Consider the following 22,944-nt stretch of genomic DNA (forward strand, 5'->3'; position numbering starts at 1 on the left):
AGCTGTTATCTCAGGATAGCTCTTACACTATTCCTCTCTTATTCCGTCATTCTACTTTTTCATCCTATTTTTCATTCATAGTACTTAAAGTTTGACGTAAATGTGCTAAAGGCTGATAAGTTGCCGCTACTTGTTTTTGTGTTTCAACAAAAATCGGAAAGATTTTTTGATATGTCTCTTTGACCGTTTGTTGAACTGGTACTTGTGAAGCAAGCTGTACTTTTTCTATAGCTTCGCTTAAGTCAGTGATCTTCCCGATACTTTGCCACCCTAAGAAAACGGCTCCTAAAGCGGAGGCTTCAGACACTGCTGGAAAAATGAGAGGATATCCCAAAACATCAGCCATTAATTGGCGAAAGACAGGCGATTGTGAGAATCCGCCTGTAGCCCTGATTTCTGTTAATTGATCTTCTGAACAAACTCCTGTCAAAATCCTTTTTAAATTGAAACAAATCCCTTCTAAAATGGCTCGCATCATTTCTTTTTCCGTGTGGTCTCTTTGCAAACCTAAAAAACTCCCAGAAGCTTCTGCCTCCCATAGAGGAGCTCGTTCTCCTAATAAATAGGGCTGAAAGAGTAATCCGTTCGCTCCTGGTGGGACAAACGTAATTGCTGAGAAAAGGGCATCGTAAGGATTTTCGCCTTGATCAATAGCCGATTGAGTTACTTCTTGCATCAAAGTTTGACTTGCCCAATCAAAAATCCCCGCACCATTACTTGTTGCGCCACCGACTACCCAGTGTGTACGATCCAGTACATAACAGAAGGTTTCCATCTCGGGATGTAGTTGTGGTTTGTCTGTAATAAATCTTAATGCCCCACTGGTTCCGACTGTTAACGCAGCTACCTTTTCGCCAAAAGCTCCCAGTCCTAAATTAGATAGCGGTCCATCTGCACCACCTAAAACAAATGATATATCATTTTCTAATCCTAATATTTCTTGCATTTCTTTTGATAATCCATTAAGTATGGTGGTTGACGGCATCACTGTAGGTAGTTGTTCTTGAGTGATTGATAAGTAATTTAACGCTTCTTCTACCCAGTTGAATTGATGGATATCAAAATAACCTGTGCCTGAAGCTGTACTGTAGTCACAGACTAATTGTCCAAACAAACGGAAAAAGATATATTCTTTTATACTCACATAATACGCCACTTGCTTCGTTAGTTCTGGTTGGGTTTCGTTTAACCAATGGATTTTAACTAGTGGCGTCATTGGATGGATTGGGGTGCCTGTTTGTTGATAAAAGTGAAACCCTAGTTGGCTGTTTTTTAGTTTTTCAGCTTGTGTTTTCGCACGATTATCTGCCCAAGTGATCATACGGGTCAAAGGGTGTTTATTATCATCTAACAGAATCAAACTGTGCATCGCTGATGAAAATGCAATCACTTCTATAGTTGTCGACTTCGGTAACTGTTTGACGACTTCTTTGATTACTGTACATACACCGTGGAAGATCAATTCTGGGTCTTGTTCTGCCATTCCTGGTGCTTCTTGGATCATCGGATTTAGAAAATAAGCTGAAGCGATGACTTCAGCTTGCTCGTTGAATGCCACTGCTTTTGTTTGTGTCGTACCGATATCGACTCCGATCGAAATCTTCATTTTGTCACCTCTACTAAAAATAAATAAAATGGTTGTTATTGGCGTATCTTTCTTTAAAAGGAGGCCCTCGCTATGTTTCTCTATTTTATCATTGGTTGTTGCATTGGTTCGTTCTTATGCTTAGTGGCACAACGCCTGCCACAAGGACACTCTATTATTTACCCACGGTCTCATTGTGTCAACTGTCAGCATGTATTGGCTTGGTATGAACTGGTCCCATTGCTTTCCATCTGTTACCAACGTTTTCGTTGTCGAAACTGTCGCAGCAAGCTTTCACCGATTTATTTTATAGCAGAATGTATCGGTGGTTGTTTATCTGTTTGGCTATTTTATTTTTCACAGCGCCCAGACGGGTTACTTATTTTTTGGTTTTTGTCAGCCTTTTTACTCTCGTTAATGGATAGTTTTTATTTGATGATCGAGGGAAGAACGCTTTATTTTATCTGGTTTATCTTATGGATGACTTGGTTGATCAAAGGAGAATTTCAATGGCTTAGTTTTGCTGTTTTATTCTTGATCAGTTTTTTCCTTACTCGTTACGGGAGTGAATTTTTAGGTTTAGGTGATGTTTTATTACTTTTAAGCTGGAGTGGCGGTCTAACTCTCAATCAACTGATGCAACTCCTCTTTCTTGCTAGTTTATTGGGATTACTTTTTTTCTTTATTTTTCTCTCTCACGATAAAAAATCTAAAAGAGTACCTTTTGTGCCTTTTTTGAGTGTCGCACTTTTTCTCCTTCATGTGTGGTAAATTAGTTGTCTACTTATTGGTTATCAACGGTCTTGATGCGAGCCTTTTAACTGATGATGATTAATAACTTGACGGACTTCGCTTATTTGCCTCATTACGTACGCTTTTGATAGCTTAGTATCTTTTCTGCTTGCTGTCATTCAACAAACGATAATGAACCTTGATTTATAAAAAAATGGATCAACCAGATGGCCGATCCATTGACACTTAGATAACTTTACCTAAAAATTATAAAAACCACTAAATTCACAGCAAGCCAAAGCATGACCAGCTTTTATCCCTAACTGAAATTCTTCAAAATGCAATGTGTCTTATTTTCCAGACCAATGTTTGCGTAAAAAACTCCCTCGTCCAGAGCCTTCTCGGTAAAGATTATAGTGGATTTTATTCTTCTTATAATAGTCTTGATGATACTCCTCAGCGGGATAAAACTCACTTCGGGGTTCGATTTTTGTGACAATCGGACGATCGAATCGACCACTTTCTTGTAGTTGTTTCTTTGATGCTTCAGCGATTTCACGTTCTTCTTCATTGCTATAATAAATGACCGGTCGATAAGAGTCTCCGCGATCAGCAAATTGACCGAAAGCATCCGTTGGGTCTGTTTGTTGCCAGTAGATTTCGACTAACTGTTCATAAGAAACCAGAGACGGATCATACTCGATTTCTACCGCTTCCGTATGACCTGTCGTACCTGTGGTTACTTGTTCATAGGTAGGATTTGGGACATGTCCCCCCGTATAGCCAGAGGTTACCGCTATGATTCCTGGCTGTGTTTCAAAAGGTTTGACCATGCACCAAAAACAACCACCTGCAAAAACTGCTTTTTTCGTCATATAAAATCCCCCTTTGTCTTTCATCATACCTTGATTTATAAAAGGGTGATACTGTTTTGCTTACCTTCGAAACGAATAAACAAAGAATCGATACTCCTATACTTACCTGCTTGCTTTATTAAGGTAGAGTATTGCAGCATTTTCTTTTTTACTAATCTTTCATTGATTTGATTTTTTTATCCATCTATTTAAAAGTATATACAATACTCCTAGGACTTAAACCTAAACGCCATTTATTGTTCTCACATTTTTTACATTTATTGAAAGAAATACTCATTTTACCCCCTCCCGGTATTTTTATCAATTTTCCCTATTTTCATTCTCTTTTGTGGATAACTTTCTTTTTCCTCTCAACTGTTTTTTCCACAAGAGAGAATAAACGGTTTTTCTTTTTCCTTGTGGATAGTTCTTTTATATTATACTTTTCCACAGATTTTGAATTAACAACCGCTAAAATTTTTAACTTCAGGGGGACACGTTATGCCTAAAAAAATAATTTCACTGATAAAATTCAACAAATTTTACCCAGTAAGTCAGTAAAGAATTCTGGTACGCTAGTAGATCAAGACAACCCAAAAAATCTACTTGAAAAATTGATTCTCAATACCACACATCCTTCGTCCTCACATTCCCAACTACAAGAAGAAGTTTTTATACTTCAAGCTCAACAAGCACTCGCATCACTTACTGAAACGTTTGGTTCAAACTCGATTATGTATCGCTTATTATCTGAAAAAATCTCAACCCATCCGCCCCTACATAGCAGTTTCACCTGAACGATGAACAAAAATGATCTAGCAAAGCAACCTTTAGCAAGTTTTGCTAAGCAATTCAATGATTCATGGACCTATTTTTCTAGAAGTACAAAAATAAGAAAAAATGCTCGTCCGTAATGAACAAATTCTCAAATTCGTTTGTTTCTATCAACTTTAGTACGACAAAAAAACAGAGCTAAGATGAATATCTTAGCTCTGTTTGGTGTCATCAGGTATTATTTTGTTTGTTCATTCATTGCATCTTCTGCAGCCATTTGTGCTTCGATGTCTGAAATGCTATAAACATTTTCACTTGCAACACCGACTTCTTTTGGTTCCATGTTACGGTAACGAGCCATACCAGTACCAGCTGGGATGATTTTACCGATGATAACATTTTCTTTCAAACCAAGAAGAGGATCTTTTTTGCCTCGGATCGCAGCATCAGTCAAGACACGAGTTGTTTCTTGGAAGGATGCAGCAGATAAGAAGCTGTTTGTTTCTAATGATGCTTTTGTAATACCTAGTAGGACTGGGCGAGATGTTGCAGGTACGCCTCCAGCTACCAATGTATTGTAGTTTTGGTCTTTGAAGTCAGCAATATCCATCAATGTACCTGGTAAGATATCCGTATCACCTGGATCCATTACACGGACTTTACGTAACATTTGTCGAACCATTACTTCGATATGTTTATCGCCGATTTCTACCCCTTGCATACGGTATACACGTTGTACTTCACGCAGCAAGTAGTTTTCAACTGATAATACATCACGAACTTGTAACAATTGTTTAGGATCGATTGAACCTTCCGTTAATGGTGCACCACGGTGGATCATATCGCCTTCAGCGACTTTCATACGTGCTGTATAAGGAACTGTATACGTACGTGTATCGGTTTTCCCTTTGATTGTTACTTCTTTTGTACGAGTTGAAGCATCTTCTGAGATATCGATGACGTCACCAGTAACTTCGGTGATCACTGCTTGCCCTTTAGGATTACGTGCTTCAAAAATTTCTTGGACACGAGGAAGACCTTGAGTGATATCGTCTCCGGCTACCCCACCGGTATGGAAGGTACGCATTGTCAACTGAGTACCTGGTTCTCCGATTGATTGAGCGGCGATCGTACCAACTGCTTCACCAACTTCAACGTCAGATCCAGTTGCCAAGTTACGTCCATAACAGTGTTTGCAGACACCATGTTTTGTGTTACATGTGAAGACAGAACGGATTGTGACAGTTTCCACACCTGCATCCACGATTTGTTTTGCAATATCTTCTGAAATCAATTGGTTACCAGCGATGATTAATTCGTTCGTTTCTGGATCACGTACTTCTTTACGTGTGTAACGACCGATCAAACGATCTTCTAATGATTCAATGATTTCGTTTCCTTCACGAATCGCTTGGATTTCAAGACCGCGGTCTGTTCCACAATCTTCTTCACGAATAATAACGTCTTGGGCAACGTCAACCAAACGACGAGTCAAGTAACCTGAATCGGCTGTCTTCAAGGCAGTATCGGTCATCCCTTTACGAGCCCCGTGAGTAGAGATAAACATTTCTAAGACAGAAAGTCCTTCACGGAAGTTTGAGATGATCGGTAATTCCATGATTCGACCATTCGGAGCAGCCATCAGTCCACGCATACCAGCAAGCTGAGTAAAGTTGGAGATGTTACCACGGGCTCCAGAGTCAGACATCATGAAGATTGGGTTTTTCGCTTCTAACCCTTCCATCAGTTTTTGTTGGATGCTATCTTTAGCAGCATTCCAAACAGCGATTACTCGTTCATAACGTTCGTCATCAGTAATCAATCCACGACGGAATTGTTTTGTAATTGTTTCAACTTGTTTATGGGCATTTTCGATGATTCCTTGTTTTTCATTCAGTACACTGATATCTGCGATACCTACTGTGATACCAGCATGTGTAGAATGTTTATACCCTAAGTCTTTCATTCGGTCAAGCATCTTAGAAGTTTCAGTTACTTTGAAACGTTTGAAGACTTCCGCAATGATATTTCCTAGATTTTTCTTCTTGAATGGTAAGACTAATTCTTGCTCTTTGATATGCGCAGGAATATCTGTACCTGCTTCAACAAAATATTTATCCGGTGTTTGTACCGTTAAGTTGAAGTCTGTTGGTTCATTCAAGTAAGGGAACTCTGGAGGCATGATCTCATTAAAGATGATCTTACCAACGGTTGTAATCATCGTACGTTCTTTTTGCCAGTCAGTAAATGGTTTTTCACCTAATGAATTAGGGTTCACACCGATACGTGAGTGTAAATGAACGTAGCCGTTACGCCATGCGATCACAGCTTCGTTTTGGTCACGGAAGACCATTCCTTCGCCTTCACGACCTTCTTCTTCCATTGTTAGGTAGTAGTTACCTAAAACCATATCTTGGGAAGGTGTTACAACTGGTTTACCGTCTTTTGGATTCAAGATGTTTTGAGCAGCTAGCATCAACATACGAGCTTCCGCTTGTGCTTCTTCGTTCAATGGTACGTGAACGGCCATTTGGTCTCCATCAAAGTCGGCATTATAAGCTTCACATACAAGTGGGTGCAAACGAATCGCACGACCTTGCACTAAAACAGGTTCAAATGCTTGGATACCAAGTCTGTGTAGCGTAGGTGCCCGGTTAAGTAATACTGGGTGTTCTTTGATTACGTCTTCCAAGACATCCCAAACTTCGTCTTCTTGACGTTCGATTTTACGTTTCGCATTTTTGATGTTAGAAGCTAGTTCACGTTGAACCAATTCACGCATCACAAATGGTTTAAATAGTTCGATCGCCATTTCTTTTGGCAACCCACATTGATACATTTTCAAGAAAGGTCCTACAACGATAACGGAACGGCCTGAATAGTCAACACGTTTACCAAGTAAGTTTTGACGGAAACGACCTTGTTTCCCTTTCAACATGTGAGAAAGAGATTTCAATGGACGGTTACCTGGTCCAGTAACTGGACGGCCACGACGACCATTATCGATCAACGCATCAACAGCTTCTTGTAACATCCGTTTTTCGTTTTGGACGATGATTCCTGGAGCATTCAAATCTAACAAGCGTTTCAAACGGTTATTACGGTTGATTACTCGACGGTAAAGATCATTCAAATCACTTGTTGCAAAACGTCCACCTTCTAATTGCACCATTGGTCGTAAATCTGGTGGAATAACTGGAATAACGTCCATAACCATCCAACTTGGTTCATTTCCTGAAGCACGGAAAGCTTCTAAAATGTCCAAACGGCGGATCGCACGAGTCCGTTTTTGCCCTTGAGCAGATTTCAATTCTTCTTTCAATTCAGCTGCTTCAGCATCTAAATCAACACTGTCTAGTAATTGTTTGATTGCTTCTGCACCCATTGCAGCTTGGAATTCTTGTCCATATTGTTCACGTTTTTCGCGGTATTCACGTTCTGTCAACAATTGTTTTTTCTCTAAGTTGGTATTTCCTGGTTCGATAACCACATATGAAGCAAAATAAATGATTTCTTCTAAGGCACGAGGACTCATGTCTAAAACAAGTCCCATACGAGAAGGAATTCCTTTAAAGTACCAGATATGTGAAACAGGTGCTGCTAATTCAATGTGACCCATACGTTCACGACGAACTTTTGAACGTGTCACTTCAACACCGCATCGGTCACAAACGATTCCTTTATAACGGATACGTTTATATTTTCCGCAGGCACATTCCCAGTCTTTCGTAGGACCAAAAATCCGCTCACAGAACAACCCTTCGCGTTCAGGTTTTAAGGTACGATAGTTAATCGTCTCAGGTTTTTTTACTTCACCATAAGACCAGCTTCTGATTTTTTCGGGAGAAGCCAAACCTATTTGCATACTTTCGAATTTATTTACATCGATCAAAAGGGGTTCCCTCCATTTCGTTTAATGGCAAAACCGCAAGGCGGCTGATCATCGACCGCCTTACAGCTCATAGACCGGATTAGTCTAAGTTATCTTCTGCGGTTTCAAAGTTTTGGATGATATCTTGTCTTTCATCTTCCACTTGTTCAGCAGCTTTCTTTTCTAATTCTTTGGCTGTTTGCTGTTCAGCAAATTTTGTCAAAGCATCTACAGTGATCAAATCATCATCTTCGTCATCCATATCACGGAGTTCGATTTCAGAATCTTTGATATCCAAGACACGCATGTCTAATCCTAGTGATTGTAATTCTTTTACTAATACTCGGAATGATTCTGGTACACCTGGTTTTGGAATTGGTTCGCCTTTGACGATCGCTTCATAAGTTTTCACACGACCAACTACATCATCTGATTTGTATGTCAAGATTTCTTGTAAGGTATAAGCGGCACCGTAAGCTTCCAAAGCCCAAACTTCCATTTCCCCAAAACGTTGTCCACCAAATTGTGCTTTACCACCCAATGGTTGTTGTGTAACCAATGAGTAAGGTCCGATTGAACGAGCATGCAATTTATCATCGACCATGTGAGCAAGTTTGATCATGTACATGACACCGACAGACACTCGGCCGTCAAATGGTTCACCTGTACGTCCGTCATAAAGGATGGTTTTCGCATCGCTGGCCATACCAGCTTCACGAACCGTTTCCCAAACGTCCTCATCACTTGCACCATCAAATACTGGTGTTGCAACATGGATACCTAACTGACGAGCAGCCATCCCTAAATGCAATTCCAATACTTGTCCGATATTCATCCGTGATGGCACCCCTAAAGGATTTAACATGATATCGATTGGTGTTCCATCTGGTAAGAATGGCATATCTTCTTCCGGCATGATACGGGATACAACCCCTTTATTACCATGACGTCCGGCCATCTTATCTCCTTCATGGATTTTACGTTTTTGAACGATATACACACGTACAAGCATGTTTACGCCTGGTGATAATTCATCGCCGGCTTCACGAGTAAAGATTTTTACGTCGTGGACGATCCCGCCACCACCGTGTGGTACACGTAATGAAGTATCACGGACTTCACGAGCTTTTTCACCAAAGATCGCATGTAAAAGACGTTCTTCAGCTGATAATTCGGTTACCCCTTTTGGTGTTACTTTACCAACTAGCAAGTCACCATCTTGGACTTCCGCACCGATACGGATAATACCCATCTCGTCTAGATCTTTCAAAGCATCTTCCCCAACGTTAGGGATTTCACGAGTGATTTCTTCAGGTCCTAATTTTGTATCACGAGCTTCTGATTCATATTCTTCGATGTGGATTGAAGTATAGACATCGTCTTTCACAAGACGACGGCTCATGATGATCGCATCTTCATAGTTGTAACCTTCCCAAGTCATGAAACCAACTAAAACGTTTTGTCCTAGCGCCATTTCACCTTGTTCCATTGAAGGTCCATCTGCTAAAGTATCACCTTTTTCAACTTTTTCGCCTAAATGAACGATTGGGCGTTGGTTGTAGCTTGTTCCTGAGTTTGAACGACGGAATTTTGTTACAGCGTATTTATCTAATGCACCGTTGTCACGACGAACACGAATCTCAGAGGCATCCACAAATTCAACGACCCCATCATGTTTACATAGCAAAGCAGCTCCTGAGTCATGAGCTGATTTATATTCCATACCAGTACCAACCCATGGTGCTTGTGGATTAATCAATGGCACTGCTTGACGCTGCATGTTGGCACCCATCAAGGCACGGTTGGAGTCATCGTTTTCCAAGAAAGGAATACATGCTGTCGCTACCGCAACTACTTGTTTAGGTGATACGTCCATATAATCGACTTTATCGATTGAAACTTCTAAGTTTTCACTTTGCGCACGAGCCATAACAACGTCTTGTGCAAAAGTACCATCTTCATTTAATGGGCTATTTGCTTGGGCAACGATGTAGTGGTCTTCGATGTCAGCTGTTAGATAGTCGATTTGATCCGTTACACGACCAGTTTCACGATCAACACGACGGTAAGGAGTTTCGATAAATCCAAATTTATTAACTTTCGCATAGCTAGATAAACTATTGATCAACCCGATATTTGGTCCTTCAGGCGTTTCAATCGGACACATACGGCCATAGTGAGAATAGTGAACGTCACGAACTTCATAACCAGCTCGGTCACGAGTCAAACCACCAGGTCCTAAGGCTGAAAGACGACGTTTGTGTGTCAATTCCCCAAGTGGGTTCGTTTGATCCATGAACTGAGACAACTGAGAAGAACCGAAGAATTCTTTGATACTTGCAACCACTGGACGGATGTTGATCAATTGTTGTGGTGTCAAAGTTTCTGTATCTTGGATCGACATTCTTTCACGTACGACACGTTCCATCCGAGCTAATCCGATACGGAATTGGTTTTGCAGTAATTCACCGACTGAACGGATACGACGATTTCCTAAGTGGTCGATATCGTCCACGTTGCCGATCCCTTCCATCAAGTTTAAGAAATAACTCATTGATGCGATGATGTCTGCCGGACGAACAGTTTTCACAGCTGATTCTGGATAACCGTTACCGATCACATTCACTTCACGTTCTGGATCTTTTGGTGAAAAGACTTTGATCACTTGAACAGTCATTGGATCAGTCACAACACCATCTTCTGATGGATAGTAAGTCACTGAATTCAATCCATTATCAATGAAAGGTGCTAATGTTTCCATCACTTGGTGAGTCAACACAGTTCCTTTTTCAACGATGATTTCACCAGTTTCTGGATCAACCAATGTTTCTGCTAATGTTAAGTTCAATAGACGTGTTTTCAAGTCTAATTTTTTATTTACTTTATAACGACCAACGTTGGCTAAGTCGTAGCGTTTTGGATCGAAGAAACGAGCATTCAATAAATTCCGAGAACTATCGGCTGTCTTAGGCTCGCCTGGACGTAGACGTTCGTAAACGTCTTTTAATCCTTCTTCTGTTCTTGAATCACTTGCATTTTTGTGCAAGTCTTTTTCAACTGTATTGCGTAACGTTTCACTGTCACCAAAGATTTCAAAGATGGTATCATCTGATCCAAATCCTAGGGCACGAACTAACACAGTCAAAGGAATCTTACGGGTACGATCAATACGTACGTAAGAAATATCTTTTGCATCAGTTTCCATTTCTAACCATGCACCACGGTTCGGGATCACAGTTGAACCGAAACCTTCTTTTCCGTTTTTGTCTACTTTTCCATGGAAGTACACACCAGGTGAACGCACTAACTGAGAAACGATTACCCGTTCTGCTCCGTTGATAATGAATGTTCCTTGTTCAGTCATTAATGGGAAATCACCGAAGAAGACTTCTTGCGCTTTGATTTCACCTGTCTCACGGTTTGTTAGACGTAACGTTACGTGTAATGGTGCAGAGTAATTTGCATCATGTGCGCGTGCTTCTGCTACCGTATACTTAGGTTCTTTCAATTCATAATCCACAAATTCCAAAGATAGATTGCCATTGAAGTCATCAATTGGCAAAATGTCTTCAAACATTTCTCTTAGTCCTTCATCTAGGAACCATTGGTAAGAGTCTGTTTGAATTTCGATCAAATTTGGTAATTCCAACACTTCACTGATTCGTGCGAAACTTCTACGTTCGCGATGTTTTCCGTACTTTACTACGTGTCCAGCCAAGCTCTTCACCCCTCTAAAATGTCATTCAAAAAGACTACCCGATCAATTGTTACAATAATATTAAAAATATTATATTTAGATAACAATAGACATTTTTTGCGGCTTTTAGGCAAAAAAAAACCAAAAATAGAGCATTCTTTTGAAACCATTTCTTCATGCGCTTCTATTTTTGTTTCCTTATTATAAAGCCGAAACGGACAATATTTCGTTTCTGCCTTTACTTCATCAGATAGTTTTTGCAACTTCATATATTACACTCTTTTTTCATAAAAGTCAACACTTCCTGGCGTTTCCCTCCTCTTTTCATCATTTTTTCTTAAACTTTTCTTACTATAATATATCGAATAAACATTCACGGATTTTGAGAATTTTCTGAATGTTCGTCTTGACAATCCCCTTACATCTCCGCTATACTTAGGAAAATTTATTATTTGTGGAGGATTTATTTATGCAAAAACCGAATATACAACTTATCCCGACACAATTGAATAACTTTTACTTTAGCTACTTTAGATAGGTTTGTATTCATGAATTATGGATACAAACACCAAACAACTGGTTTGTATCTATGATGGCTAAAGAACTTTGTATTACGCAAAAGCCACGTAGACATTACGTTAAGTGGCTAAGCGAAAAGTACAAAGTAATCACGATTTCTTACTTACATACTCTTTCGATACTCAATCCATTTAGACGTTTTGTCTAAATGGATTTTTTGTTTTCAAAATTGAAGGAGGAAAAAGAAATGAAAAAAAATTTATTGATCGGATTAGGCGCAACATTATTACTAGCACTTGGTGGATGTGGAACTGCAAATAGTTCCGCAGCAAAATCGGATGACTCGAAAACAATCGGTGTTTTACAACTGGTTCAACACAATTCATTAGATGCTACATATAAAGGGTTCAAAGAAGGGCTGGCAGAAAATGGCTATAAAGAAGGCGACAATTTAACAATCAACTATCAAAATGCGCAAAACAATCAAGACAATCTAAAAAGTATGAGTGAAAAATTAGTGAAAGACCAACCCGACTTATTATTAGGGATTGCAACTCCAGCTGCGCAATCACTCCTTAATGAAACAACTACGATTCCTATTACAGTGACAGCAGTTACCGACTTAGAAAAAGCACACTTAGTTTCTTCTAATGACAAACCTGGTGGAAATGTGACTGGTACAACGGATATGGTACCGATCGAAAAACAAATTGAGCTATTATTACAGATCGTGCCAAAAGCAAAAACGATCGGGATCATGTACAACAACGGGGAAGCAAATTCCAAAATCCAAGGAGACTTAGCCGAGAAAACATTGAAAAAAGCCGGAGTAAAAGTCAAAGTATTGACGGCAAACTCCACCAATGATGTTCAACAAGTGACAAAAAGTTTAGCCAAAGATGTCGACGGTATCTACATCCCAACGGATAATACATTCGCCAGTGCTGCTAGCGTTATCGGTGAAGTAGCCAAAGAAACAAAAACACCGATCGTTGCTGGTTCCGTGGATCAAGTCAAAGAAGGTGGCTTAGCGACTGTTGGGATTGATTATGAAGAATTAGGGCGACAAACAGGCGAAATGGCTGCCAAGATCTTAGATGGCAAAAAACCGAGTGAATTACCGGTTGAATCAGCAGATGATCTTTCCTTATATGTCAATAAAGACATGGCAAAAGCCCTTGGGATCGATCCAACAACAATCAAAGAGACTGAATAATTTTACAGGAGGACAATCATGACTAATTTAATAAGTATCTTTTTATCTTCTGCTTCACAAGGCGTGCTTTGGGCACTGCTGGCAATCGGTGTCTTCCTGACTTTTCGTATCCTGGATATCGCTGATTTAACAGCTGAAGGCAGTTTCCCTTTAGGTGCTGGGATTGCTGCCGTCAGTATCACTAATGGACTTTCCCCAATCGTTGCTTGCCTCTTAGGATTTTTAGGAGGCGCAGCAGCTGGCTTAGTTTCAGGACTGCTTCATACCAAACTTAAAATTCCGGCACTTCTAGCTGGAATCATCACGATGACCGGACTTTATTCGATCACCTCGCGAATCATGGGCGCACCTAATCTTTCATTGTTAGGACAAAAAAACGTCTTTACATGGGCAGAATCACTCGGTGTTTCAAAAGAAAATGCTGTATTGATTGCTGGCTTACTTGTCGCATTGATCGTTGTCACGTTGCTTGTTTTATTTTTACGGACAGAAACGGGGTTGGCGATTCGAGCGACTGGCGATAATTTAGCAATGAGTGAAGCAAACGGCATCAACACCGATACGATGAAAATCATTGGGTATATGATCTCAAATGGCTGTATTGCTCTATCTGGTTCGTTGCTTGCACAAAACAATGGCTTTGCTGATTTAAACTCTGGGATCGGTACGATCGTGATTGGCTTGGCTTCAATCATCATCGCTGAAGTCCTCTTTCGAAACCAACCATTGCTTCTTCGATTATTGACAATTATTTTAGGCGCCGTGATCTATCGTTTTATCTTAGCGTTAGTTTTTGAGTTGAACGTTCAACCAAGCGATTCAAAATTAGCTTCTGCACTTGTTCTGGTTATCTGTTTATCTTTTCCACAAATCCAACAAAAATTAAAGTTACCTAAGCGTACGAAAGCAAAAGGAGGATCTATCAATGACTGATGTTTTAACACTTCAATCTATCCACCATACGTTTGAAAAAGGAACCATCAATGAAAACCATGTGCTAAAAGGAGTTAATCTCTCGTTGAAACAAGGTGATTTCGTAACAATTATTGGCGGAAATGGTGCAGGTAAATCGACACTATTGAACAGTATTGCTGGTTCTTTTCCAGTGGATCAAGGGAAAATTTTATTGAATGGCAAAGATATCACCAAAAAGTCAGTGGTTGCTCGCTCCAAAGAAATCAGTCGTGTCTTTCAAGACCCTAAATTAGGCACTGCTGTCCGATTGACGGTGGAAGAAAATTTAGCACTAGCAATGAAACGTGGTAAAAAACGTGGCTTTTTCCGAGGAGTCAAGCCGCAAGATCGTTCCTTCTTCAAGGAACATCTCGCACGCTTGAATCTTGGGTTAGAAAATCGTTTGACCACTGAAATCGGCTTGCTTTCTGGAGGACAGCGTCAAGCGATCACGTTATTAATGGCTACTTTACAACGTCCTGAATTGATTTTATTAGACGAACATACTGCAGCCCTCGACCCGGCAACTTCAAAAACAGTGATGGAACTAACGGACAAATTAATTAGCGAACAGCATTTGACGGCTTTCATGGTCACCCATGATATGGAAGATGCCATCCGCTACGGAAATCGATTGATCATGCTACACCAAGGGCAAATCGTCGTGGATATCCAACAGGCAGAAAAACAACATTTGACTGTCCCTCAGCTACTAGAAATGTTCAAACAAAATAGTGGCGCTGCATTGAAAGACGACCAAGTACTTTTAAGTTAGCAATCATCTGCTGTCGCTTCCATAACAACTGACAAATTTCTCATTTGTTTTCTGCTTTCTTATTGATACAATACTACATGAAAGGAGTTGCAATGGATGACGACAAAAGACAAAGTACTCCAACTATTAAAAGAATCTCCTGATTTTTTATCAGGTGAAAAAATGGCACAGCAATTACAAGTGTCACGTACCAGTATTTGGAAAGCAATCAAAGAATTAGAAAAAACAGGTTATCATTTTGAGCATCAAGCTAAGGGGTACCGTTATCTTCCTTCTGATGTGTTAGATGCCCAAGAAATTCGCCAAGCATTAGAACCTTGGATACCAGATTTGACGGTGTCGGTACAAGAACGATCAGAATCTACGATGAAAGATGCTAAGCTTGCGGCAACCAAAGAAATCGGACCCGCTCTTTTTATCGCCGATACCCAAGAACAGGCACACGGCCGATTTGGACGCCCTTTTTTTGCAGCCCCTGGACAAGGCATTTATATGAGCTTATTGATCCATCCCAATCAACGATTTGATGAATTGCCCCAATATACAGTTATTGCAGCAAGTGCATGCGTGAAAGCCATTCAAGAATTGACTAAAAAAGATCCTTCGATCAAATGGGTCAATGATCTTTATTTAAATGGAAAAAAAATTAGCGGGATTTTATCTGAAGCAATCAGTGACATGGAAACTGGCGGGATCAGTTCGATCATTATTGGCATTGGTCTAAATTTTTCCATCCCGCAAAAACAGTTTCCTGAAGCCATTCAAAAGAAAGCAACATCTCTTTTCCCTGATGGTCAGAAATCCATCACACGGAATCAATTGATTAGTCAAATTTGGAAAAATTTCTTTCACTATCTTTCAGAACCCACAGACGAATACTTAACACTTTATCGTGAAAAGTCTTTCGTTCTTGGAAAAAAAGTACAATTTACCCAAAAAGGGCAGCATTATACTGGGATTGCTAAAGAAATCGGAGAACATGGAGAGTTGATCGTGCAAGTAGGGGATCAAGCCCTCACTCTTTTTTCTGGCGAAATTAGTTTAACCTCCATTGAGTAAGTCAAAAAGAAAGGGATGGGCAAAAATGCCCATCCCTTTCTTCATCAATGGTGGTTCCTTTTTTATGTGATCTCGCAGAATACTTCATAGCCCCTTCATTTAGCGAGTTGTAAAATGAAGTTGTTATTCTATGTGCTATTGCTGTTCATAACAAAAATGCTACACAATTTTTAAACCTCTATGTGCTTTTTTATACAACTGCAATATCATTGATCTGATGTATCGAATGTTTCAATCAAAAGCCACAGACAAACTTCCACCTATAAAAGGTTTGTTTTTCTGATGCTATTCTGTCATATAAGTATGACTTCTACTTACTATTTGTCGCTTCCCCAATATATAATGTTTCATTAAACGGATTTCCCCAAAATCTTGTTCAATCAAACATGCTGCTTCTTGATCCATACACAACAACACTTTTTCTTTCCCAGCTCTCCTCCTTTTCTCTTTCTGGTTCTATCTTACCTTATTCTTTAAGGTCTGTGTTATTTTGTATGGTATTGCAACATTTTTAATTTTATTATGTACAAAAAGGACTTACAAACACGCTTCTTTGTTTACACGATAAAATTTTAACTGATTAGATGAAAGATATTCTACATTCAGCTTAAATTTTTTGACAACAAGTGTCCTAATTAGAAATTTATCCGCCGTGGTTAACGGTTTTTGACATTCTTTTTCAATATCTTCAAATGAGAAATGATTTTTTTTACTGATCATTCGGGTTAAAATCTTATTTACATCTACTCTGGTTAAATCCGTTGTTAATCGTTTTTTCACTCAACATCTTCCTTTCTAATTGTATTTCTTCACTAGTGAATATAACATATTTTTAGTCTTGGTCCAGAACAATTATTTTCAAAATTAGGAAAGATTGTTTCGCAAAATAGTTGTTTTAATGAATAATACACGTTAAAATTTCTTTTTTTCACTCTTATCTTTTGGATTTGTCATCCAGTTATAAAAAAACCGATTTCCCAAATAGAAAACCGGCTGAATGTTATTTAAAATTCTATTCGTCGTTTCCCCCAAAACTACGAATAGTCAGTTAAAGATTGTAACCTATAGTCTGATCCCTCCTTTTATACAGATAGCGACTTTCTGTGTATACAAAGTCTCACTTATAAGTACATGCCTAAAGTTAAGTAAATTTCAGACTGCAACAGCAAAGTCCTCTGATTTCACTGGCATCTATTATTAGCATACTTTCTTCTCAATACTCTTTGACAACTATTTTTTCTAAAAATAAAAAAAATTGGTAAAATTAAAGAATAAACTTTAGACCGATCTTCCAAATAAAGAAGTAAAGTGATTGAAATAGATCCAATATTTTTCTAAAATAAAAAAGAGACTGAGCCAAAACTTTCCTCAATCTCTTCTGGTATATCTAAAAACGAATAAACGGCGTTCAAGAAGCAATTCCTCAACAATAAGGTTCTCAAGTTCAACCATTACATGCCTACTCTTTTTACTTCTTGATTCTTGAAATAGAATATGCCATTGTAGCGGCTGATTTATGGTATTTTTCTTTAATTTTCCCTATCTAAAATCAACTCAGTAACTGACAAAAGAATCTCACGTGTATCAAAGGCTGTATCAGGGAGCTTACTAATTTCCTTTAAGGCTTTTTTTGTGTAATCTTCCGCTAATTTTTTGGCTTTTGTCACACCATTGACTTCTCTGACAATCTGACGAACACTTTCTGCTTCCTCTTGTGTCAACTCAGTTTTTTTATCCAAGTATGCAATCAATTCTGCTTTTTTATCTGTTTGTAATGCGTAAATCAATGGTAGAGAATACACGCCTTGACGCATATCTTCTAATACTGGTTTACCGATATCGACCGCATCTTTCGTGTAATCCAGGATATCGTCAATGATCTGAAACGCCATCCCGACAGCTAAACCGATTGAACCTGCTTTTCGAGCAAACCGTTCATTCATTCCACTTTCATAAGCTCCGACTGAACAACTTAATTGAAAGAGTTCGGCCGTTTTCCCTGAGATGTTTTCTAAATACTCCGGCACAGTTAAATGATAATTGTAACGGTCGTCCATTTGTCCAAGCTCACCATCTAATACTTTTTCCATACTCCGAGAATTAGATTGTAAGCTCTTTAGCGAATTAGAATAATTTGAAAGTAATTTGAAACAGCAAACAAATAAATAGTCTCCTGCATAAACGGCTACCGTATTCCCAAATCGACCACGTAAATTAGGCTGACCACGTCGAACATCTGCCTCATCAACGATATCATCATGGATCAATGTAGCGGTATGAAGCATTTCGATCGAAGCAGCTAGCGCAATCGCCTTTTCACGATCTTGTTCTGGACCAAATTGAGAAAAGAGCAATTGATAGGCAGGTCTTAGCAGTTTACCTCCCGCATGAATCGTCTCTTTGATTGCTTGTTCGACTGGCTTGTTCTTTAAGCGGACAACATCTTCCATCTTTTTCAACGTCTCGTTTAATTCGTTTTTCAAAGTTGGATACTCACTCCACATTGGATGTAGCTTCATAAAAAAACTCCTTGTATAACCATTATTTTTTCAAAAAAAGCGGTTGCCATTTCTCTTTTTGTTCTTTCTCATAGTCTCTTTGAAAAAGTTGTAATGTACGTACATGTTGCAACAAATAATTGGCTGCAATCCCGATCGCAATTCCAGACAGAATACCTAAGAAAGATAGAATCGGCAGATATAACATGACTGTCCATGATTGAGCAATGAACGAAGCCATCACTAGTTGTCCGACATTATGCATAAAGCCACCTGTTGCACTGATTCCAATAATGCTGACTCGCTTAGGACCTAACTGTTTCACTAACAGCATTCCTACATAGCTGAGTAACGCGCCGCTCATACTATAAAGAAAGGTAGAGATCGTCCCACCTAACAAAGTTGTTAAAAATAGGCGAAGCCATAACAATAAAAAACTATCCCGTTTTTTCATCGTAAAAATCGCTACAATGGTAATCAAATTAGCAAGTCCTAACTTTGCTCCAGGAGCAAATGAAAAAGGATATGGGATCATGTTCTCAATTAATCCAATGATGACTCCTTGCGCCACTAGTAAAGATATATAAATCATTTTTTGTAATTTTGTCATGGTGTGGATAGCCTAATAGATCAGACCATCTTTGTCACTCCCATCTGTTGACCGAACCTCGATCACTAATTTATGAGGCAAGCAAACAATCGTTTCGCCATTCTTAGAAGCCCACCCTCGTCTCACACAAATCTGATCGCCACAATCTGCTTCCTTTATGCGTATCTTGTCGCCATCAACTTCGATTAAATTATAATCACCATGTGGATCTTCATAAGTATACGTATATTTTTTACTCCCAGCTACTAATGGGAAGGTTTTGATTTCATCACCATCAACGCGTAGTACAGCTTCTTTATCAGGAGCTACATTGTCTTGTTGATAACTAAATACGATGATGGGTAAAAAAGAAAGAGCAATCAAAAGAACGATAATGAAAATATCCCAAGGTTTAAGCAAACTTTTCTTGATAAATTCTTTCATCTTTTCGCACGCCTCCTCTTGCTGAACTGTTCTCCAATTTTAGCATGAAACAAAAGAAAGTCCTAGGTTTCCCTAGAACTTTCTTCAATCAGCCATTATTCTCAAATTGTTCAGTTTAAGCTCTAGGCTAATTTTTTATTTTGATCCATATCGGGATTTAGGTCTCCCATACCACCAATTGCCTAGTGTTTTTTGTAACCATGGAATCACCCAGCGATCAAGACCAATTGCACGACCTGAACCGTTCATCAATGCAAAAGCAACAAAGATAAACCAGATGTTTACCCAATAGAACATTCCAGATAAACAGAAAGTAATCACTAAAACAATGGTCGTTGCACTACATAACCAGGTAAATAAACCAGCAATCAAAGCGAGTGCTAAAGCAATTTCAAAGAATACCATGAATTTTTGGAAAAACATTGCTACATCATTATTTGGCATGATTACTTGCATCATTTTCGTGAACCAGTCTGGTGATTTTTCAATCACGGCCATAGGCTGTTCACCATAAGCATAACTTAGACCAAAGTGAGTAGCTTGTGTCGCAGCTTCTCCTGCACCACTGGTTGCTGCACCAGTAGCTGCTGTTGTTGCATCGCCAGCAGCGGAAGCCCCACTTGCTACATCGGTCACATTGTATTCCCAAGTCCAAGGGAACACGCTGTTACCTGTAAACCATGAACCTTCACCAAACCAAGTACCTGGTTTCAACACTTGCCCATCACCAACAATTTTTTTGAAGGCTTCGATAAACCAAACCAGACCATAGAACACTCGTAAAGGCACACTCCATAAGACATTTCCATAACGGGAAGAATGGCCACGTGTCACATTACGATCGTCTTTGATATGGAAGAATTCGTGCATCATGTATTGGAACATATAATAGCCAGAACGAATATCAAAGAAATATTTCAAATTGACGATGTGTTTCATCACAATTGCTAAGAAACCACTTAAATGGATCTTATCAAATAAATTGGCAACGCCCCATTTGGCACCGATCGATACCATGAAACCTTGATAGTTTCCTTTAAACTTATGCTTTTCGCCGCCTTTGATGGCAGCTACGATATTGGCTGCTGCTGTATGACCTGTTTGTTCAGCCGCTTGAACGATTTGTGGCGTTGGTGTTCCAGGAAATTCTTCATAGAAAACCAAGTCTCCGATAATATAGATGTTTTTATCTTCATATCCTTTTGCCTGCATATATTCATTCGCTACCAAACGTTGACCACGAGCGGACTCTAAGCCGAAATCAGCAGCATCAGAAGTTCCTTTGACACCAGCTGTCCAGATCAATGTGTGAGTAGGAATCTGACGACCATCTTTTAACTTGATATGGTCTATCGCTACTTCCACGATTGGTGCATTCAATAGTAGTTCTACTTTATGTTTCTTTAAATAGCGCTCTGCTTTGGCTGCATCATTACGATCCAGCATATTTAAAATCGTCGGCATTGCTTCTACAACCATCAGTGTAATTTCACTTGGGTCTAATTTGTAGTCTTTTGCCAAACGGTTTTTCCAATCAATCAATTCACCAATCATTTCGATTCCGGTGAATCCTGAACCACAGACCACAAACGTCAGCATTGCTTTACGTAACGCATCGTTAGGTTCTAAAGCTGCTTTTGCCACGGTACGTTCAATGTGTTCACGTATTTTAACTGAATCTTCAAATGACCATAAGGTAAAGCCGTTTTCTTTTACTCCAGGAGTCCCAAAGTCATTTGGTTCTCCCCCCATTCCCAAGATCAACTGATCGAATGGGTAAGTGCCTAATTTTGTTTTCACAACTTTTTGTTCTTTATCGATACCAGTGACCGTATCTGTCACTAATTGAACATTTTTTTGTCGAGCAAACAAGTGCTGTAGATCATATTGGATTGCTTCTGGTTCAACCCGTCCACCTGCAACTTCGTGTAATTCTGTCATCATCGTGTGGTACGAATGACGATCAATCAAAGTGATTGTCACATCTTCTTTTTTAAGTTTTTTTGCCAAGTATTTTGTTGCTGATACCCCGGCATAACCTGCACCCACAACGACAATATTTTGCTTTGTCATTGTTCATCCGCTCCTTATTGGTAATCCTTTATTTGAAATGATTAACATTTGTATTAGTTTGCTACCTATTACACAATCTTTATACATTATATAGATGTTATTCCCTTTTGTCTAACTCATTTTCATTATTTTTAAAAATTTGTGGTTAAGCTCTTTTTCACGAAATTTACAGAAAGAAAACGGTTTAAAGATTACACTAGTTATTTGACGAAAACGGTTGACTTATGGCTGATTTTCATTAGAATGTATAATGAATCACAAAGAATATTGTGTACTAAAAAAGGAAACGGTGGGAGTAAAATGAAGAAAAAACGTTTTATTACTGGATTTGCTGTATTAGCTTTTTCAGCTTTAATGTTAGGTGCTTGTGGTGCGGATGATAACGGAAGCTCTAACAGCTCAACAGAAGCTTCAACTGCTAAGACATCAGAAACAAAAACAACTGAAAGCTCAGCACAAATCGTTGCTGGCGGCGAGTTACAAGATGGTACTTATAAATTAGAAGAAAAAAATTACTCTAACGGTTATCGTGCAGTCTTCGAAATGGTTGTCAAAGATGGCAAAATCACTGAATCTAAATATGACAACATCAATGAAAATGGCGAGTCTAAAACCAAAGATACAGAATACAACAAAAACATGGAAGCAAAAGCTGGTACTAGCCCAGAAAAATTCATTCCACAATTGAATGAACAATTAGTCGAAGCACAAAGCGCAAGTGGAGTTGAAGTTGTTACTGGTGCAACTCATTCTTCAGAAAGTTTCCAAAACTATGCACAACAATTGATCCAAGCTGCTCAAGCTGGTAATACTGATACAATTGAAATCAATAACGGTGCAGATCTTCAAGATGGCACATACAAATTAGAAGAGAAAAACTATTCTAATGGTTACCGTGTCCAATTTGAAATGACAGTCGCTGATGGTAAAGTATCTGAATCTAAATTTGACTATGTCGACAAAGACGGCAACTCAAAACAAGACGATGCTGACTACAACAAAAATATGAAAGCAAAAAGTGGTACGTCTCCAGAGACTTACATCCCTGAATTGAACGATGAACTTGTCAAAGCAATGGGCGAAGAAGATGGCTCACCTGCAGATGTTGAAGTTGTTACTGGTGCGACTCACAGCTCACATTCATTTGTAATGTATGCACAACAATTAGTGAATGCTGCTGAAAAAGGCGACACTCAAACAATTCAAGTTGACAATATCGTAACAAAATAAATTTTCTATAATTATCCGTGGAAGAGACGATTGCACAAGTTGTTTCTTTGAGAGCCAAGCCGAGATGTCCAAAA

Annotated in this window: 16 protein-coding genes; 6 read left to right on the forward strand and 10 right to left on the reverse strand. The window is 39.1% G+C overall.

Features of this window, described 5'->3' with window-relative positions; translation table 11 throughout:
• Nucleotides 1-64: 64 nt before the first annotated feature.
• Nucleotides 65-1,606: a gluconokinase gene (locus IGJ32_RS12910; RefSeq protein WP_342081978.1), complete on the reverse strand. Its 1,542-nt coding sequence runs from the start codon at nt 1,604-1,606 to the stop codon at nt 65-67.
• A gap of 72 nt (nt 1,607-1,678) precedes the next feature.
• On the opposite strand from IGJ32_RS12910, the gene IGJ32_RS12915 reads away from it, so the two are divergent.
• Nucleotides 1,679-2,356 (forward strand): prepilin peptidase, encoded by a 678-nt coding sequence (locus IGJ32_RS12915; RefSeq protein WP_342081979.1) that lies wholly within the window; start codon nt 1,679-1,681, stop codon nt 2,354-2,356.
• A gap of 311 nt (nt 2,357-2,667) precedes the next feature.
• On the opposite strand, the gene msrA is transcribed toward IGJ32_RS12915, so the two are convergent.
• The 4 genes from msrA to IGJ32_RS12935 form a co-directional block, all read right to left on the reverse strand.
• Complete coding sequence (gene msrA / locus IGJ32_RS12920) at nt 2,668-3,192, reverse strand: peptide-methionine (S)-S-oxide reductase MsrA (RefSeq protein WP_010720682.1); 525 nt, start codon at nt 3,190-3,192, stop codon at nt 2,668-2,670.
• A gap of 991 nt (nt 3,193-4,183) precedes the next feature.
• Entirely contained in the window at nt 4,184-7,837 is a 3,654-nt protein-coding gene (gene rpoC / locus IGJ32_RS12925) for a DNA-directed RNA polymerase subunit beta' (RefSeq protein ID WP_010720683.1), read from the reverse strand.
• Nucleotides 7,838-7,916: 79 nt separating this feature from the next.
• Complete coding sequence (rpoB, locus tag IGJ32_RS12930; protein ID WP_010720684.1) at nt 7,917-11,534, reverse strand: DNA-directed RNA polymerase subunit beta; 3,618 nt, start codon at nt 11,532-11,534, stop codon at nt 7,917-7,919.
• Between the two features lie 5 nt (nt 11,535-11,539).
• Nucleotides 11,540-11,782 (reverse strand): hypothetical protein, encoded by a 243-nt coding sequence (locus tag IGJ32_RS12935; protein ID WP_010720685.1) that lies wholly within the window; start codon nt 11,780-11,782, stop codon nt 11,540-11,542.
• 497 nt (nt 11,783-12,279) lie between these two features.
• On the opposite strand from IGJ32_RS12935, the gene IGJ32_RS12940 reads away from it, so the two are divergent.
• The 4 genes from IGJ32_RS12940 (at nt 12,280) to birA (ending at nt 16,036) form a co-directional block, all read left to right on the forward strand.
• The gene (locus tag IGJ32_RS12940; protein WP_161652204.1) at nt 12,280-13,248 is read left to right on the forward strand and encodes an ABC transporter substrate-binding protein; all 969 of its coding nucleotides are present in this window, start codon (nt 12,280-12,282) and stop codon (nt 13,246-13,248) included.
• An 18-nt stretch (nt 13,249-13,266) separates the two neighbouring features.
• Nucleotides 13,267-14,181 carry an ABC transporter permease gene (locus IGJ32_RS12945; protein ID WP_096708629.1) on the forward strand — a complete coding sequence of 305 codons (915 nt, stop codon included), beginning with the start codon at nt 13,267-13,269 and terminating at the stop codon, nt 14,179-14,181.
• Nucleotides 14,174-14,977 carry an ABC transporter ATP-binding protein gene (locus tag IGJ32_RS12950; RefSeq protein WP_010720688.1) on the forward strand — a complete coding sequence of 268 codons (804 nt, stop codon included), beginning with the start codon at nt 14,174-14,176 and terminating at the stop codon, nt 14,975-14,977. Before IGJ32_RS12945 ends, IGJ32_RS12950 begins: the two co-directional genes overlap by 8 nt.
• A 96-nt stretch (nt 14,978-15,073) precedes the next feature.
• Nucleotides 15,074-16,036 (forward strand): bifunctional biotin--[acetyl-CoA-carboxylase] ligase/biotin operon repressor BirA, encoded by a 963-nt coding sequence (birA, locus tag IGJ32_RS12955; RefSeq protein WP_178306291.1) that lies wholly within the window; start codon nt 15,074-15,076, stop codon nt 16,034-16,036.
• Nucleotides 16,037-16,573: 537 nt separating this feature from the next.
• On the opposite strand, the gene IGJ32_RS12960 is transcribed toward birA, so the two are convergent.
• The 5 genes from IGJ32_RS12960 to IGJ32_RS12980 all read right to left on the reverse strand — a co-directional run bounded on the left by IGJ32_RS12960 (nt 16,574) and on the right by IGJ32_RS12980 (nt 21,640).
• Nucleotides 16,574-16,816, reverse strand: a complete 243-nt coding sequence (locus IGJ32_RS12960) for a hypothetical protein (RefSeq protein ID WP_010737226.1) — start codon at nt 16,814-16,816, stop codon at nt 16,574-16,576.
• 749 nt (nt 16,817-17,565) lie between these two features.
• The gene (locus tag IGJ32_RS12965; RefSeq protein ID WP_010737225.1) at nt 17,566-18,555 is read right to left on the reverse strand and encodes a polyprenyl synthetase family protein; all 990 of its coding nucleotides are present in this window, start codon (nt 18,553-18,555) and stop codon (nt 17,566-17,568) included.
• Nucleotides 18,556-18,577: 22 nt separating this feature from the next.
• Entirely contained in the window at nt 18,578-19,144 is a 567-nt protein-coding gene (locus tag IGJ32_RS12970; RefSeq protein WP_010720692.1) for a Gx transporter family protein, read from the reverse strand.
• A 12-nt stretch (nt 19,145-19,156) separates the two neighbouring features.
• Nucleotides 19,157-19,567: a NusG domain II-containing protein gene (locus tag IGJ32_RS12975; protein ID WP_010737224.1), complete on the reverse strand. Its 411-nt coding sequence runs from the start codon at nt 19,565-19,567 to the stop codon at nt 19,157-19,159.
• A gap of 135 nt (nt 19,568-19,702) precedes the next feature.
• Entirely contained in the window at nt 19,703-21,640 is a 1,938-nt protein-coding gene (locus IGJ32_RS12980) for an NAD(P)/FAD-dependent oxidoreductase (RefSeq protein WP_342081980.1), read from the reverse strand.
• 300 nt (nt 21,641-21,940) lie between these two features.
• Here IGJ32_RS12980 and pplA point away from each other — a divergent pair, with 300 nt between their 5' ends.
• The gene (gene pplA / locus IGJ32_RS12985) at nt 21,941-22,870 is read left to right on the forward strand and encodes an extracellular electron transfer flavoprotein PplA (protein ID WP_010720695.1); all 930 of its coding nucleotides are present in this window, start codon (nt 21,941-21,943) and stop codon (nt 22,868-22,870) included.
• The last annotated feature ends 74 nt before the right edge of the window (nt 22,871-22,944 follow it).

Origin of the sequence: Enterococcus sp. DIV1639a (assembly GCF_050530445.1) — a bacterium.
Taxonomy (GTDB): Bacteria; Bacillota; Bacilli; order Lactobacillales; family Enterococcaceae; genus Enterococcus_B; species Enterococcus_B hirae.

What these genes read in the sequence shown, in the direction of transcription:
- IGJ32_RS12910 (WP_342081978.1), bottom strand. Translation starts at nt 1,606, where the DNA reads ATGAAGATTTCGATCGGAGTCGATATCGGTACGACACAAACAAAAGCA.
- IGJ32_RS12915 (WP_342081979.1), top strand. Translation starts at nt 1,679, where the DNA reads ATGTTTCTCTATTTTATCATTGGTTGTTGCATTGGTTCGTTCTTATGC.
- msrA (WP_010720682.1), bottom strand. Translation starts at nt 3,192, where the DNA reads ATGACGAAAAAAGCAGTTTTTGCAGGTGGTTGTTTTTGGTGCATGGTC.
- IGJ32_RS12935 (WP_010720685.1), bottom strand. Translation starts at nt 11,782, where the DNA reads ATGAAGTTGCAAAAACTATCTGATGAAGTAAAGGCAGAAACGAAATAT.
- IGJ32_RS12940 (WP_161652204.1), top strand. Translation starts at nt 12,280, where the DNA reads ATGAAAAAAAATTTATTGATCGGATTAGGCGCAACATTATTACTAGCA.
- IGJ32_RS12945 (WP_096708629.1), top strand. Translation starts at nt 13,267, where the DNA reads ATGACTAATTTAATAAGTATCTTTTTATCTTCTGCTTCACAAGGCGTG.
- IGJ32_RS12950 (WP_010720688.1), top strand. Translation starts at nt 14,174, where the DNA reads ATGACTGATGTTTTAACACTTCAATCTATCCACCATACGTTTGAAAAA.
- birA (WP_178306291.1), top strand. Translation starts at nt 15,074, where the DNA reads ATGACGACAAAAGACAAAGTACTCCAACTATTAAAAGAATCTCCTGAT.
- IGJ32_RS12965 (WP_010737225.1), bottom strand. Translation starts at nt 18,555, where the DNA reads ATGAAGCTACATCCAATGTGGAGTGAGTATCCAACTTTGAAAAACGAA.
- IGJ32_RS12970 (WP_010720692.1), bottom strand. Translation starts at nt 19,144, where the DNA reads ATGACAAAATTACAAAAAATGATTTATATATCTTTACTAGTGGCGCAA.
- IGJ32_RS12975 (WP_010737224.1), bottom strand. Translation starts at nt 19,567, where the DNA reads ATGAAAGAATTTATCAAGAAAAGTTTGCTTAAACCTTGGGATATTTTC.
- IGJ32_RS12980 (WP_342081980.1), bottom strand. Translation starts at nt 21,640, where the DNA reads ATGACAAAGCAAAATATTGTCGTTGTGGGTGCAGGTTATGCCGGGGTA.
- pplA (WP_010720695.1), top strand. Translation starts at nt 21,941, where the DNA reads ATGAAGAAAAAACGTTTTATTACTGGATTTGCTGTATTAGCTTTTTCA.